Origin of the sequence: Bradyrhizobium sp. 4, from assembly GCF_023100905.1 — a bacterium.
GTDB lineage: Bacteria > Pseudomonadota > Alphaproteobacteria > Rhizobiales > Xanthobacteraceae > Bradyrhizobium.
Genome location: NZ_CP064686.1, coordinates 129257 through 143903 on the forward strand (window position 1 = coordinate 129257; position 14647 = coordinate 143903).

The 14647-nt window shown below is 63.8% G+C and carries 17 protein-coding genes; 6 read left to right on the forward strand and 11 right to left on the reverse strand.

The window, feature by feature from the left end; all coding sequences use genetic code 11:
* Positions 1-23 precede the first annotated feature (23 nt).
* The gene (locus tag IVB45_RS00645) at positions 24-815 is read right to left on the reverse strand and encodes a hypothetical protein (RefSeq protein WP_247358196.1); all 792 of its coding nucleotides are present in this window, start codon (positions 813-815) and stop codon (positions 24-26) included.
* Between the two features lie 116 nt (positions 816-931).
* Between IVB45_RS00645 and IVB45_RS00650 the strand changes: the two genes are divergently transcribed.
* On the forward strand, positions 932-1966 hold the full coding sequence (locus tag IVB45_RS00650) for an aspartate-semialdehyde dehydrogenase (protein ID WP_247284948.1): 1035 nt from the start codon (positions 932-934) through the stop codon (positions 1964-1966).
* A gap of 115 nt (positions 1967-2081) precedes the next feature.
* On the opposite strand, the gene IVB45_RS00655 is transcribed toward IVB45_RS00650, so the two are convergent.
* Complete coding sequence (locus IVB45_RS00655) at positions 2082-2726, reverse strand: carbonic anhydrase (protein ID WP_027566365.1); 645 nt, start codon at positions 2724-2726, stop codon at positions 2082-2084.
* A gap of 111 nt (positions 2727-2837) precedes the next feature.
* Here IVB45_RS00655 and IVB45_RS00660 point away from each other — a divergent pair, with 111 nt between their 5' ends.
* A complete protein-coding gene (locus IVB45_RS00660) occupies positions 2838-3719 on the forward strand; it encodes a CoA ester lyase (protein ID WP_247358195.1) in 882 nt (293 codons plus the stop codon).
* A gap of 89 nt (positions 3720-3808) precedes the next feature.
* On the opposite strand, the gene IVB45_RS00665 is transcribed toward IVB45_RS00660, so the two are convergent.
* Entirely contained in the window at positions 3809-4780 is a 972-nt protein-coding gene (locus IVB45_RS00665; RefSeq protein ID WP_247358194.1) for an AraC family transcriptional regulator, read from the reverse strand.
* A gap of 524 nt (positions 4781-5304) precedes the next feature.
* On the opposite strand from IVB45_RS00665, the gene IVB45_RS00670 reads away from it, so the two are divergent.
* The gene (locus IVB45_RS00670) at positions 5305-6981 is read left to right on the forward strand and encodes a PAS domain-containing methyl-accepting chemotaxis protein (RefSeq protein WP_247358193.1); all 1677 of its coding nucleotides are present in this window, start codon (positions 5305-5307) and stop codon (positions 6979-6981) included.
* 117 nt (positions 6982-7098) lie between these two features.
* Here the strand turns inward: IVB45_RS00670 and IVB45_RS00675 are convergent, their stop codons facing one another.
* The 4 genes from IVB45_RS00675 to IVB45_RS00690 form a co-directional block, all read right to left on the reverse strand.
* Positions 7099-7518 (reverse strand): hypothetical protein, encoded by a 420-nt coding sequence (locus tag IVB45_RS00675; protein ID WP_247358192.1) that lies wholly within the window; start codon positions 7516-7518, stop codon positions 7099-7101.
* Positions 7519-7711: 193 nt separating this feature from the next.
* A complete protein-coding gene (locus IVB45_RS00680) occupies positions 7712-8497 on the reverse strand; it encodes a hypothetical protein (protein WP_247358191.1) in 786 nt (261 codons plus the stop codon).
* Between the two features lie 81 nt (positions 8498-8578).
* Positions 8579-9184 carry a 3-isopropylmalate dehydratase small subunit gene (leuD, locus tag IVB45_RS00685; RefSeq protein ID WP_247358190.1) on the reverse strand — a complete coding sequence of 202 codons (606 nt, stop codon included), beginning with the start codon at positions 9182-9184 and terminating at the stop codon, positions 8579-8581.
* An 89-nt stretch (positions 9185-9273) separates the two neighbouring features.
* Positions 9274-9675 (reverse strand): metallopeptidase family protein, encoded by a 402-nt coding sequence (locus IVB45_RS00690; protein ID WP_247284941.1) that lies wholly within the window; start codon positions 9673-9675, stop codon positions 9274-9276.
* Between the two features lie 155 nt (positions 9676-9830).
* On the opposite strand from IVB45_RS00690, the gene IVB45_RS00695 reads away from it, so the two are divergent.
* The 3 genes from IVB45_RS00695 to IVB45_RS00705 all read left to right on the forward strand — a co-directional run bounded on the left by IVB45_RS00695 (position 9831) and on the right by IVB45_RS00705 (position 11121).
* Complete coding sequence (locus IVB45_RS00695) at positions 9831-10112, forward strand: hypothetical protein (RefSeq protein ID WP_247358207.1); 282 nt, start codon at positions 9831-9833, stop codon at positions 10110-10112.
* Between the two features lie 41 nt (positions 10113-10153).
* Positions 10154-10411, forward strand: a complete 258-nt coding sequence (locus tag IVB45_RS00700; protein ID WP_247358189.1) for a hypothetical protein — start codon at positions 10154-10156, stop codon at positions 10409-10411.
* 155 nt (positions 10412-10566) lie between these two features.
* Complete coding sequence (locus tag IVB45_RS00705; RefSeq protein ID WP_027566373.1) at positions 10567-11121, forward strand: hypothetical protein; 555 nt, start codon at positions 10567-10569, stop codon at positions 11119-11121.
* Positions 11122-11244: 123 nt separating this feature from the next.
* Here the strand turns inward: IVB45_RS00705 and IVB45_RS00710 are convergent, their stop codons facing one another.
* The 4 genes from IVB45_RS00710 to trmD all read right to left on the reverse strand — a co-directional run bounded on the left by IVB45_RS00710 (position 11245) and on the right by trmD (position 14534).
* Positions 11245-11454, reverse strand: coding sequence for a hypothetical protein (locus IVB45_RS00710; RefSeq protein WP_247358188.1), 210 nt, complete (start codon positions 11452-11454; stop codon positions 11245-11247).
* Positions 11455-11549: 95 nt separating this feature from the next.
* Positions 11550-12956: a 3-isopropylmalate dehydratase large subunit gene (gene leuC, locus IVB45_RS00715; protein WP_027566375.1), complete on the reverse strand. Its 1407-nt coding sequence runs from the start codon at positions 12954-12956 to the stop codon at positions 11550-11552.
* A 325-nt stretch (positions 12957-13281) separates the two neighbouring features.
* A complete protein-coding gene (gene rplS, locus IVB45_RS00720) occupies positions 13282-13668 on the reverse strand; it encodes a 50S ribosomal protein L19 (protein WP_007598824.1) in 387 nt (128 codons plus the stop codon).
* 110 nt (positions 13669-13778) lie between these two features.
* Positions 13779-14534, reverse strand: a complete 756-nt coding sequence (gene trmD, locus IVB45_RS00725; protein WP_247358187.1) for a tRNA (guanosine(37)-N1)-methyltransferase TrmD — start codon at positions 14532-14534, stop codon at positions 13779-13781.
* Positions 14535-14647: the final 113 nt, after the last annotated feature.

Below are 14647 nucleotides of genomic sequence, written 5' to 3' on the forward strand. Positions count from 1 at the left end.
CAGCCACTTGAGCTTGATGCCGGTCAGAGCGCGCCGCGCAATTGCGCATTGGCGGCGCCGAGCAGCCAGTCCGACGTGCCCGGGAGCGTGCAGGGGCGGCGCTTCAGCTCCGCATGTGCGAACAATTCGGCCAGCCTCGGCTCGTTGCCCGAGGTCAGCAGCGTCAGCCGGTTCAGCGTGCAGGCGATCGCGGCGCGCCGGGCGGGCAGGCTGTCGCCCTGGCAGGAGAATCCGGAGATCTGGAGCGCCGGCTCCTCGCTGCGCTTGAGGTAGCCGAGGCAGGCCCGCGCGCCCTCCGCCGTGCCGGTCGGCTGGAATAGGGCGACGGGGCCGAATTTCGTGTCGATCAGGCCGGCTTGCTCCAGCGGGCTCGCGGTGCCCAGTCCCATCCGGACGGCCAGATCGGCGGCGGCCGGACGGGTGACGTCGAATTCGCCGCCCTCGCGATAGATTTCGAGCTCGGCCATGGCCTTGTCCGCCTCGCCCGCCCAGCGCATCACGTCCCTGCGGCCGCCTTCGGGGTGCCTCAAGATAGTGTAAGAGGCTGTTTTTTCTGACGAATCGAGCCGGCTGAGGGCGAAGGCCGGAGGCGAGCGGTCGGCCACGGCCCAACCCGGCTTCAGCGCTGGCTCATCGTCGTCGCGCAAGGTTGGCAGCTGGCCGAGTGCCGCAAGGCCGAGGATGGCAAACAGCACCAAAGCCCCCACATAGGCGAACAGGCGCGCCAGCGTGCCGACGACCTCGTCGGCGAAGGCTGCAAGCGCCAGATGGATCTGGGTGGGGGTTGTGGCCGTGCTGGCCTCGGGCGACTGCATCCACGTCCCTAAGGCATGGTCCAACGTTGTCTTGAGGCCGGTTCTCGCATAGAAGCGCTGCTCTTCCTGTTTAAGCCTCAGCTTCAGGAAAGAGCTTTTTCGTCGGAGAGTGAACGATGGGTTACAAAGTCGCAGTCGTCGGCGCGACCGGCAATGTCGGACGGGAAATGCTCAACATTTTGGATGAGCGCAAATTCCCCGCGGACGAGGTGGTGGCCCTGGCCTCACGCCGCAGCATGGGCGTCGAGGTCTCCTACGGCGACCGCACGCTGAAGGTCAAAGCGCTCGAGCATTACGACTTCTCCGACGTCGACATCTGCCTGATGTCGGCAGGCGGCGAGGTGTCGAAGGAATGGTCGCCGAAGATCGGCGCCGCCGGCACGGTCGTGATCGACAATTCCTCGGCCTGGCGGATGGACCCGGACGTGCCGTTGATCGTGCCGGAAGTGAATGCGGACGCCACCGCGGGCTTCAAGAAGAAGAACATCATCGCCAATCCGAACTGCTCGACCGCGCAGCTCGTGGTCGCGCTCAAGCCACTGCACGACAAGGCGACGATCAAGCGCGTCGTGGTCTCGACCTATCAATCGGTGTCGGGCGCCGGCAAGGATGCGATGGACGAATTGTTCTCGCAGACCAAGGCCGTCTACACCAACCAGGAGCTGGTCAATAAGAAGTTTCCCGCGCGCATCGCCTTCAACGTCATTCCTCAGATCGACGTCTTCATGGAGGACGGCTACACCAAGGAAGAGTGGAAGATGATGGCGGAGACCAAGAAGATTCTTGATCCCAAGATCAAGCTCTCCGCGACCTGCGTGCGCGTGCCTGTCTTCGTCGGCCATTCCGAGGCCGTCAACATCGAGTTCGAGAACCCGATCAGCGTGGACGAAGCGCGCGACATCCTGCGCAAGGCGCCGGGCTGCCTCGTCATCGACAAGCATGAGCCCGGCGGCTACGCCACGCCGTATGAAGCCGCCGGCGAGGACGCCACCTATATCAGCCGTATCCGCGAGGACGCGACGGTGGAGAATGGTCTCGTGCTGTGGTGCGTATCGGATAATCTACGCAAGGGCGCCGCGCTCAATGCCATCCAGATCGCGGAAGTCCTCATCAACCGCAAGCTGATCAGCGCGAAGAAGAAGGCGGCGTAAGCCGTGCTGCCGTAGGGTGGGCAAAGGCGCGAAGCGCCGTGCCCACCATCTCTCCACGATCGCGATAGAAGTGGTGGGCACGTTACGCTTTGCCCACCCTACAAGAGCTGCGGACCTACGCCACGCTTCGCGCGTTCCTGAATTCCTTCGCCGCCTTGTCCAGCACGAACAGCGATCCCTCCGCGACGCCGAAATAGGCGCCGTGGGTCTGCATCTGACCGCTCTCGACCGCCTTCTGCACGAACGGGAAGGTCATCAGGTTTTCCAGGCTGCGGAACACCGCGGCCTTCTCGATGCGCTCGACGAATTGCGCCATGGTCTCGTGGTCGCGCTGCTCCACCACTTCGCCCGGCTTGATGAACATCTGCATCCATTTGCCGATGAAGTCGCCCGGCGTGAGCGGCTCGATCTTGTCGACGAAAGCACGGATGCCGCCGCACTGGGCGTGCCCGAGCACCACGATGTGCTTCACCTTCAGCACCGTCACGGCATATTCCAGCGCCGCCGAGACGCCATGCGCGTTGCCGTCGGGCTGATACACCGGCACCAGATTGGCGATGTTGCGGACCACGAAGAGCTCGCCCGGCCCGACGTCGAAGATCACTTCGGGCGAGACGCGGCTGTCGCAGCAGCCGATCACCATCACTTCCGGGAACTGCCCCTTCACCGACAGCTCGCGGTAGCGGGTCTGCTCGGTCGGCAGCCGCTGGGTGGCGAAGGCCTTGTAGCCTTCCAGCAAATGCTCTGGGAATGTGGTCATGGCCTATGCCTAATCATATACCGCTGGGACGAACAAGCCTTTCGAATAGGCAGGCCAGGTGCTATCGGCTTCGGTCGGAAGTGAGACGAGGAAAACGGAAGGAATGCTTGCATGACCCGCCCGCGCCGCAGCCATCTGTTCATGCCCGGCTCCAACCCCCGCGCGCTGGAAAAGGCGCGTAATCTCGCCGCCGACGGCCTGATCCTTGATCTCGAAGATTCCGTCGCCCCCGATGCCAAGGCGGTGGCGCGCGACGGCATCGCGGCCGCAATCGCAGCCAAAGGTTTCGGCAAGCGCGAGATTTTGATCCGCACCAACGGCCTCGACACGCCCTGGTGGGCCGACGACGTCGCGATGGCGGCGAAGGTCTCGCCGGACGGCATCCTGGTTCCAAAAGTCTCCACTGTGGAGGACCTCGACACGATCGGCCGTCGTCTCGCCGAGCTCGGCGCGGCGCCGACCGTAAAAGTCTGGGCCATGATCGAGACCGCACGCGCGGTGCTGCATGCGGAGGAACTGGCCGCGGCCGGGCGCGATCCAGCGCGGCGGCTGTCAGGCTTCGTGTTCGGCCCGAACGACATTTCGCGCGAGACGCGGATCAAGATGCTGCCGGGCCGCGCCGCGATGATCCCGATGATCACCCATTGCATCCTGGCAACGCGCGCCCACGGCCTCGAAATCCTCGACGGGCCCTACAGCGACATCGCCAATTCCGACGGGTTCGCCACCGAATGCGCGCAGGGCCGCGATCTCGGTTTTGACGGCAAGACGCTGATTCACCCCTCGCAGATCGAAGCCTGCAACGCGATCTTCACCCCGCCCGAAGAGGAAGTCGCGCGCGCGCGAAAGATCATCGCCGCGTTCGAGCTGCCGGAGAACGTCTCGCGCGGCGCGATCCGTCTCGATGGCGCCATGGTGGAGCGCCTGCACGCCGACATGGCGCGGCGCACGATCGAGATCGCGGATGCGATTGCGGCGATGGGCAAGGGCTGAGGGACGTCACCTGCGCGCTGCTGACTTCGACATGATGCTCGCGGCTTGCGGCCGCGCTTTGCTGTGAATCCAGGAACTGCGTCGTCGCGTCACTGTCTCCGTCTCGCATTCTTCAGCGTTTCGGATGGCAGCTCACCGACCGCTCGCCGATATTCCGATGCAAAGCGGCCAAGATTTTGAAAGCCACATTTGAACGCGACGGCAACGACGCTGGTCTGCTCATCCGGATGTCGCAAGAGCTCCGTCGCCCGCTGAAGCCGGAAGCGTCGCGCGCACTGGCCCGGTGATCCCCGCCCCGCCTCGGAGAATTCCCGATAAATCGTCCGCACGCTGACGTTGGCGATTGCGGCAATCTTCTCCAGATCGATTGGTTCGTCCCAATGAGCCTCGATGTAGGATTCGACGATGTCGATGACGGGCCGGTTGGCGCCCGGCGCCGGGCCCTGAAGCCGATCGGTGAAATTGTGCCGGTGCGCCAGAAGGATTCGAACCATCAACGCCCGCTCAAGTTCGCCGATGGCTATGGGTGAGTAGTCCTGGCCGAACCTGTCCAACTCCTCCGCAAATCTGAAGACGTCCTGACGAACATAAGTCATCACCGCCGGATCGGATTCGCCCGGGGCGAAACGCAGCTCCATGTCGCTATCATCGCCCAGGATTGTCTTTAGCAACCGCTCGAGTGCGCCGGCATCGATCCTCAGCACCAATTGGCGATAGCCCGGCGCAAACTTGAGGTCCAGCCTGGCGTCTCCGGAGATGATCGGACTGAAGGCCCCAATTGGCCCGCTGCTCCCTTTGATGCTGAAGCTCGCAGCCCCTTGGACGGAGAAGAGCTGGCGGAGAACTTGCGATTCAGGAAAGGAGAGCGACGCCGCACCTTCGTAGCCGCAGAAGGCGAGGCCGATTGATTGCAAGCGAGCAAAATTGGCCTGGATACCGAACTCGCGGCCATGCTTGTCGAAACGGTCTGCGCCATATTCGGCGAATAGGCGGTCGCGCGCGAACTCGCTGTCGCGGGACTTAAGCAACGGATACCGGTCGAGATAGGAGACGGCGCCCAAATCAGAATCCTCTAAGGCTCAAATTACTGTATCGCCATTCGGGCGCTACCAATTGGGATTCCGTGGCATGACCCGCGGACGTCGTTGACGCTTGCCGGAGCGTGAACCTGCACGCGAAGTTCGAGCCGCTGCGACAAATTGTCTGGAGAGCCGACGCAATGCCTAAACGTTTTTCTTGCGCCAACGGATCACCCCGAGCCGAGGTGAGGGCGATCGATGCCGGCCCGTTGCCGAATACCGATAACGATCTTGGGCCGGCGTCCGCAATTCAGGCGCGATGGCCTCCTCGGCGTCTGAGCGAGGCTCGGGATGTCTCCGTCCGGCTATCGCTTTGGCAGAATCCGGCCATTGTGTCTTCGGTCGGACAAATGCCCTGATAATTCGATTCGTATACCTCCTTCATGTGCTGGGTCGCACAGCGGACACACAGTTGGTCCTCTCGAGATCCCGAGCGAAACCATGAATGCTACAATCGTTTGGAAGCGCATGCGCTGCAGGCGAAGCATCAATTTCGGAGCGATGAAATGTTCGGTCGTAAATCCCGCGTCGATGCACAAGCTCAGATTGAGGCAATCGGCCGCTCGCAAGCCATGATCGAATTCAATATTGATGGGACGATCATCACGGCCAATAAGAACTTTCTCGATGCGCTCGGCTATCGGCTCGACGAGATCCAGGGCAAGCATCACTCCATGTTCGTGCCGGCCGACCAGCGCGACAGCACCGAGTACAAGGCGTTCTGGGCTGCATTAAACAGTGGCAAGTATCAGGCGCGCGAGTTCAAGCGGATCGCGAAGGACGGCCGCGAGGTCTGGATCGAAGCATCCTACAATCCCGTGCTCGACGGCAACGGCAAGACGGTGATGGTCGCCAAGATTGCGATCGACATCACCGAGAAGAAGATCCGCAGCATGGCCGACGCTTCGAAGATCGCCGCCGTTGGCCGGGCCCAGGCCGTAGTCGAGTTCAAGCTCGACGGCACCATCGTCACTGCCAACGAGAATTTCTGCAAGGCGCTTGGCTATTCGTTGCCCGAAATCGAGGGCAAGCATCACAGCATGTTCATCGCCGAGGCCGAGCGCAACGGCACGGCCTATCGCGAGCTCTGGGCCAAGCTCAACCGCGGCGAATACCAGGCCGGCGAATTCAAGCGGATCGGCAAGGGCGGCCGCGAGGTCTGGATCCTCGCCTCCTACAATCCGCTACTCGACGAGAATGGCAAGCCGTTCGGTGTCGCCAAGTTCGCGACCGACGTCACGGCGGAGAAGCTGAAGAATGCCGACCTTGCGGGCCAGATCGCGGCCATCGAGAAGGCCCAAGCCGTGATCGAGTTCAACATGGACGGCACGATCGTCACCGCGAACGAGAACTTCCTCGGCGCGCTCGGCTATTCGTTGGCGGAGATCAAGGGCAAGCACCACAGCACGTTCGTCGAGCCGTCGGAGCGCGATGGCAATGGCTATCGCGAGTTCTGGGCGGCGCTCAACCGCGGCCAGTACCAGGCGGCTGAATACAAGCGCATCGGCAAGGGCGGCAGGGAGGTCTACATCCAGGCGTCCTACAATCCGATCATGGATCTCAACGGCAAGCCGTTCAAGGTCGTGAAATATGCGACCGACGTCACGAAGCAGGTGCTGGTCCGCATGGGCAACGAGCGCGTCCGCGGCATGATGGAATCGGTCGCCGCGGGTTCGGAGGAATTGAATGCCTCGGTGCGGGAGATCTCCGAGGCCATGACCAAGTCGCGCCAGACTGCCAGCAGTGCGGTCGATCAGGTCGCCGCCGCCGACGCCCAGGCGCAGCGCCTTACTGAAGCCGCGCTGGCGATGAGCGGGATCGTCGAACTCATCAACAACATCACCGGGCAGATCAACCTCCTGGCCCTTAACGCCACCATCGAATCCGCCCGCGCCGGCGAAGCCGGTCGGGGCTTTGCGGTGGTCGCCTCGGAGGTTAAGAGTCTCGCCAACCAGGCCAAGCAGGCCACTGACAAGATCGGCGCCGAGATCGGTAGCCTCAACGGCATCTCCGGAGACGTCGTCACCGCCCTGGCCTCGATCAAGTCGGCCATCAACAATGTCAGCGAATATGTGACGTCGACGGCCGCGGCAATCGAAGAGCAAAGCACGGTGACCAACGAGATGTCGACCAGCATGCAGCGCGCCGCAGCGGAAGCCGCGGCGATGGCTGCCAGTGCTTGATCTTCGCGCGGACCGCGTTGACGGTCTGCTACGGGATTTGCAAGGCCGGTAGTCGAACGCCAGTCGGAACGGCTGGCGGCCGAGGAGAGCGGCGCTAAGGCAGGAGATCCGCGTGCCTCAGCGCAACGCGTGATCGGCGCGATCGAGCGACTCCAGCGTTGACGCATTGGCGCAGAAGCCGTGGTAGTTCTCCGCGGCGGTGCCGTCGGCCAGCTCGCGATCGCACTGGCCCTTGTGGCTGCAAAGCGCGCAGACCCGCTCCATGTCGCGCAGCAGCAGCGGATGCGCGCGGCCGAGCCCTTCGGCGCTGATGCCGAGCTGCTCCAGCATCTTCGGCAATTCGTCGGCGGCGTGCTTGCCGTGGCGAACCAGCTCTTCGAGATCGTCAGGCGCGATCCGCAGGTCTTGCGCGATGCGATCGAAATCGGCGCGGTCGAGCTGCCGGATCTCGTTCAGCTCGCGGCGATGCTTCAGCCAGCTTGCAAAGGACTCGATGAGGTCCTGGACAATGGGATAAGGCCTGGTTGCGGTGCTCATGCGAAGCTCCATTCGAACGGCGGAATTGGAGCGAGATTAGGCACAATGGTGCAGGTGCGCGTTGCGCTGGATCAAATAGCGATGAGGGAGCCCGGCTCCGCTGCACCTCTCCCGCTTGCGGGAGAGGTCGGCGCGCCCCTCTCTCCAACCCTCTCCCGCAAGCGGGAGAGGGAGCGCACCTCTTGCGCGGCAGTCAGCCGAACCGCTCCGCCGCCCACGCATACAGGCTGCCCGGGATCGGTTTCTCGCCGCCGCGGCCCTTTGGCGAGATGTGCAGGCCGATGATGTCGCGGTCGGTGACCAGGCCGAGATAGCTCGAGGGATCGAAGAACAGCTTTGGTTCGGCATGCACGGCGTAGAACGACTGCTTCGGCAAGGCGCAGTGCAGCTCGCCGGTGCGGCGCGCGAGCGCGGTGAGTGCCGCCGGCCCGAAGATCGCAACGCGGATGTCGGAGAGGCGGTTCGAGCCGCCGCGCAGGCGGCGCATCGCAAACGTGACGCGATGGCGCAGCGACAGCCAGTTCGGCGTCAGCTCCTCCTGCTCCATCAGCTCTTCGAAAGCGGCAACGATGCCGTGTTCGGGTGGAAGGTAGATCACGGAATTGCCGAGCTGGCGTGGCCGCTCCCACGCGAAATAGGGCTTTGCCGGATTGATCTCGACGGATTTGAGCAGCAGCACATCGGCGTCGAGCCAGAGGCCGAGGCCTTTTGCCATCAGCTTCATGCGGAAGAAGTCGCTGAACTGGAGCGTGGTCCAGTCGCGCCAGCTGCCGTCCGGCTGCGGCGGCCGCAATCGTTCGGAGAACGCATGCGGCAGGATCGCCTCGGCATCCGCGTTGCCGACGCCGGCGGGCAGGCCGGGAATGGTGTCAAAACTGTAGACCGTGACCTTGTGGCCGGCCGCCAGCTGCGAGCGCAGGCAGGTCTGGCGCAGGGCGTCCATCGGGCCGTGCCAGAAGGTGACGATGTCAGGCAGCATGGGCGCAAGCTATAGAGGACAACGCTGGCAAAGAAAAAGCCCCGGCGCTGTCAGCACCGGGGCTCAAATAAAAACTTGAGATCAGGCCCAGGCGCGTTCGCGCTTGAGCTTGTCCTCATAGGTGTCGATCGAGGCCTTCTTCTCCATCGTCAGGCCGATGTCGTCGAGGCCGTTCATCAGGCAATGCTTGCGGAACGGGTCGATCTCGAACTTGACCTTGCCGCCGTCGGGACCGCGGATCTCCTGGTTCGGCAGGTCGATCGTCAGCGTCGCGTTGGCGCCACGCTCGGCGTCGTCGAACAGCTTGTCGAGGTCTTCCTGGGCCACCCGGATCGGCAGAATGCCGTTCTTGAAGCAGTTGTTGTAGAAGATGTCGCCGAACGAGGTCGAGATCACGCAGCGGATGCCGAAGTCGAGCAGCGCCCAGGGCGCGTGCTCGCGGCTCGAGCCGCAGCCGAAATTGTCGCCGGCGACCAGCACCTTCGCATTGCGATAGGCGGGCTGGTTGAGGACGAAATCCGGATTCTCGCTGCCGTCGTCCTTGTAGCGCTGCTCGGAGAAGAGCCCCTTGCCAAGGCCGGTGCGCTTGATGGTCTTGAGGTACTGCTTCGGAATGATCATGTCGGTGTCGACATTGATGATCTTCAGCGGCGCCGCGACGCCTTCCAGCGTGGTGAACTTGTCCATGGTTGCGCTTTCCCGGGGTGGTCTAGGGAACCGGTATTTATCGCGATCGGGGCGGAAATCCTAGGCCGAATTCGGCAGATCTCGTCTGCCTAACCGGGCTCTTGAGCCTCGATCGCAGTCATATCGTCGTCCGACAGGCCGAAATGATGGCCGATCTCGTGGATCAGGACGTGGCGGACGATATGGCCGAGGCTTTCGTCGTGCTCGGCCCAATAGTCCAGGATCGGCCGGCGGTAGAGCCAGACCATGTTGGGCAGCCGCGCCACGTCGCCAAAACTCTGCTGCGGCAGGCCGACGCCCTGGAACAGGCCGAGCAGGTCGAACTCGCTCTCGCATGCCATCTCGTCCAGGACTTCCTCGGTCGGGAAGTCGTCGACGCGGATGATCACGCCCTCGCACAGCCTTCGAAACTCCGCCGGCAGGCGTTCGAACACTTCGTGCGCCATCGCTTCCATCTCGGCCAGCGAGGGCGCTTTCAATTCCGTCCACATGGGCTTGTCATAGCGTGGGTTTCGCGGCGATGCATCCGGCTTTATAAGCGCGACGAGGTTGACGGGCGCCGTCAAAACGGGGAGCGTAGGGCCTCGAAGTGGACGTTCAAATGGGCGGAAAAATGCGAGCGAAAACAGCGCTGACGCTACTGTGCATGGGGTTGTTTTCGCAGTTTTGCGTTGGCGCGGAGGCCCAGACCGCGGCTACCGGGATCAGGCTCGCCCAGGCGGCCTCACGAAACGATCTCCCGCCGCCGCGCAAGCGGGCCCCGGCGCGCCTGCGCGTCACGCCCTATTACAGTCCGGATGGCGTCTATCCCCGTTACAATCCCGGTCCCGATGCGGTCCGCGAGTGCAACGCCACCTATGTGCAGGAATATCGCCCGAGCGGCACGGTGATCGTGCCGCATATGAGCTGCTACTGGCGCCGGGGCTGATACGAGCGCGATGCCGTCGCGCGCCTGAGGCGGAGGTCTTCATGACGAGATGGTTCGCATTGGCGGTTGCCGTCGGGCTTGCCGCAGGCCTGCCTCACGCGTCCGCTGCGCACAGGGTGACGAAGCTGCCCGACGCGTCGGCCGGGCGCGCGGTGTTCGACGGGCGCCGACATGTGCGGTCCGACGTCGTGCGATTCGCCCCGCGTCCCGATCCGCATTACTACGCGCGGCCTGTCTACTACCGTCCTTATCCTTACGGCGTGCCGGCACCGTTCGTGCTCGGCTTCGGGCCATGGTGACGACGTCGCGGCGCGACGCCGGGCCCGTCGTTCATTCATGAGGCATTCACGTCGCTGTCCCTAATTTAATCTTGGGAGCGACTGCCAATGAACAGGGATGACGCGCGCCGGGAGCGAGCGTCGCAACTCCGCTGTCCAGATTCAGGGAGAAGTCGATGCTGAGAATATTGGGTCTCAGGGCAAGCCCGATGCGCTTGCTCGGGATTGCGGCTGCTGCGACGCTGATGCTGTCGGCCGGGACCACGCGTCCTGCCGAGGCGATGACCCCGATCAATCCGACGGCGTTGCCTGCGGCGAAGGCCGCAAGTGGCGATGTGATCCCGGTTCGCCACGGCGGCGGCGGCGGTGGACATGGTGGTGGCGGTCATGGCGGCGGCTTCCACGGTGGAGGCGGCTTCCACGGTGGCGGAGGGCATATCGGTGGCTTCCGCGGCGGTGGTTTCCACGCGGGTGGCTTCCGCGCCGCGCCCGCCTTTCATGGCGGCGGCTATCGCTACGGCGGAGTTCGCCACTATGGCGGAGGCGGATTCCATCGCTACGGCATCTATCGCCCCGCCTATTACGGCCATCGCCATTTCCACCGGCGCTACTATGGCGGCTACTATCCCTATTACAGCCATCCGCGCCGCTGCCGGGTCATCTGGACCTATTACGGCCCGCGCCGCGTCTGCCGCTGGCATCGCTGGCACCATCCGTACCGCTATTGGTGATGTGAGTTGCTGCTAGCTCCGCACGCGTCATGGCCGGGCTTGTCCCGGCCATCCACGTTATTGGGCTTGTGCAGAAAGTTCGTGGATGCCCGGGACAAGCACGGGCATGACGGAGGATGTGGCCTAAATCCAATCCTTCAGTTTCCAGGTCGCCGACGTCCAGCGCGTGAGGTTCTCCAGCTTCCATTGCTTGAACATCGCCGGCGGCCAGCGGCTGAGCTTTGAGGCCTCCTCGACCTCGGGCTTGGCGACCATGCGCAGCGGTGCCGCGCGCCGCCGGTGCTGGGGCGTCGCCGCGCTGATCAGATCGACATATTCAGGCTTGCCGGGCATGAGCTCCTGTCCTCGCAAAACCCTCGCGAGGACGCAGTGTCGGCGCTGCCGATTAACGGCGGTTTGCCGCGATCGCTCAAATTGCAGGGAGCGGCTTACCGCCACTCCCTGATGTCGACGAAGTGACCCGCGATCGCCGCGGCTGCGGCCATCGCCGGCGACACCAGATGGGTGCGGCCCTTGAAGCCCTGGCGGCCCTCGAAATTGCGGTTCGAGGTCGAGGCGCAGCGCTCTTCCGGAGCCAGCTTGTCGGGGTTCATCGCGAGGCACATCGAGCAACCGGGCTCGCGCCATTCGAAGCCGGCCTTGATGAAGATCTTGTCCAGACCTTCAGCCTCGGCCTGCTCCTTCACGAGGCCGGAGCCCGGCACGACCATGGCGTTGACGCCGCCTGCGACCTGCTTGCCTTCCGCGATCTTGGCGGCGGCGCGCAGATCCTCGATCCGGCCGTTGGTGCAGGAGCCGATGAAGATGCGGTCGAGCTTGATGTCGGTGATCTTCGTCCCCGCGGTCAAGCCCATGTACTTCAAGGCACGGTGCTTGGAGAGACGCTTGGCCTCGTCCGCGATCTTGTCGGGATCGGGCACGCTGCCGGTGACCGAGATGACATCCTCAGGCGAAGTGCCCCAGGTCACGATCGGCGGCAGCTTCGCTGCATCGAGCCGCAGCTCGTGGTCGAAATGCGCGCCCTCGTCCGAGCGCAACTTCTCCCAGTAACGCATCGCGGCGTCCCAATCCGCGCCCTTCGGTGCCTTCGGGCGGCCGCGCAAGAAGTCGAACGCCTTCTGGTCCGGCGCGACCAGGCCGGCGCGCGCACCGCCTTCGATCGACATGTTGCAGACCGTCATGCGGCCTTCCATGCTGAGCGCACGGATCGCGTCGCCGGCGTATTCGAGCACGTAGCCGGTGCCGCCCGCGGTGCCGATCTCGCCGATGATCGCGAGGATGATGTCCTTGCCCGTCACGCCGTCAGGCAATTTGCCATCGACGGTGACGCGCATGTTCTTCGCCTTCTTCTGGATCAGCGTCTGCGTCGCCAGCACATGCTCGACTTCCGACGTGCCGATGCCGTGCGCGAGCGCGCCGAACGCACCATGCGTCGAGGTGTGGCTGTCACCGCAGACGATGGTGGTGCCGGGCAGCGTGAAGCCCTGCTCGGGACCGATGACGTGGACGACGCCCTGACGCTTGTCGAACTCGTCGTAATATTCGATGCCGAATTCCTTGGCGTTGTCGGCCAGTGCCTTGATCTGCTCGATGCTTTCAGGGTCGGGGTTCGGCTTGGTGCGGTCGGTGGTCGGCACGTTGTGATCGACGACGGCCAGCGTCTTCTCGGGTGCGTGGACCTTGCGGCCGGTGGCGCGCAGGCCTTCGAACGCCTGCGGTGAAGTGACCTCGTGCACCAGATGGCGATCGATATAGAGCAGGCAGGTGCCGTCCTCGGCTTCGTGCACCAGATGGTCGTTCCAGATCTTGTCGTACAATGTGGTCGGCTTGGACATGAGCGTCAGCTCCAGGAATGTTGTGTAGAGCGGGTTGCGCGGCTGGCGCGCGGGGCAACAAAATCGTCAGCGCAGCTTTTAGGCTGCGCGCGTAAGCTCTGACGTTGCCGAGGTCGCGAAGCGTCCGAAGAACCGGCCGGGCAGCCGCGAGCGATCGTCGATGACGACGCGCTTGACGGGCGAGAGGCTGGTCAAATCTGGAAACATTCCAAGAATATATAGCAGGCCGAATTGAAATCGCGAGGGCTTTGACGCGCACGGCTGACGCAACAAAAAAGCGCGGGGTTGGGCCCCGCGCTCTCGGTAACTCGCCTGTAAGCGGAGCTTACTCGTTGACGGCAGCAGCCGGGCGGTCCTGCTTCTTCTCGACGATGCGGGCCGACTTGCCGCGAAGGTTGCGGAGATAATAGAGCTTGGCGCGACGGACCTTGCCGCGGCGCACCACCTTGATCGAGTCGATCATCGGCGACATCACCGGGAACACGCGCTCCACGCCTTCGCCGTACGAAATCTTGCGCACCGTGAAGCTCTCGTTGAGACCGCCGCCGGAACGGCCGATGCAAACGCCTTCATAGGCCTGCACGCGGGTGCGGTCGCCTTCGACGACCTTCACGTTGACGATCACGGTGTCGCCGGGGCCGAATTCCGGAATCTCCTTGTTGGCGGAGAGCTTGTCGAATTGCTCTTTTTCGAGCTGTTGGATCAGGTTCATGGGTAAATCTCCATCGGCGCGCCCAGCCTTGGAAAACGGGGGCTGCGCGAAATTCGTTTATCCAGCCATTGCGGATGTGGCCGCTGCTATAAGGCAAGCCGGAGCGTTTGTCACCCGTCTGTCTTGTTTTTTGGCGTTTTTTGGCGTCCGGCCCGATTCGGGACTTTGCTCGGGATCTGGGCCCACAAATCCGGTCGCCGGGCCGCCGTCAGCGCCTCGGATTCCGCCCGCCGCCAGCTGGCGACCTTGGCGTGGTCGCCGGAGGTCAGGATCTCCGGGATCGGGGTTCCCTCGAACAGCTGCGGCCGGGTGTATTGGGGGTATTCGAGGAGACCGTCCGAGAAGCTTTCCTCGGTTCCCGAGGCCTCCTTGCCCATCACGCCGGGCAGCAGCCGAACACAGGCGTCGATCAGGGCCAGGGCCGCGATTTCACCGCCGGAGAGCACGTAATCCCCGATCGAGACCTCCTCCAAACCCCGCCCGTCGATCACGCGCTGGTCCACCCCCTCGAACCGCCCGCAGACGATCAGGGGACCCGGGCCCTTGGCGAGCTCCAGGACGCGGGCCTGGGTCAATGGCCGACCCCTCGGGCTCATCAGCAGTTTCGGCCGGTCCGGGCCAATCCCGGCGGCATCGATGGCCGCCGCCAGAACATCGGCCCGAAGCACCATGCCCGGCCCGCCGCCGGCCGGGGTGTCATCGACGCTGCGGTGGCGGTCGGTGGCCGAGGCCCGGATGTCCCGCGCCTCCAGCTCCCAGAGCCCGCCAGCCAGCGCCCGGCCGGCCAGGCTCACGCCCAGCGGCCCCGGAAACATTTCCGGAAACAGCGTCAGCACCGTCGCGCGCCAGGGTGAGGAGGTGGTCATTGGATCTCAATTATTGTCGTCCCGGACAAGCAGAGCGCAGATCCGGGACCCATAACCACCGCACTTCGTTTTGCGACGGCTGGAGCGATCAGCTTAGCCAAAAATTCTGGCCT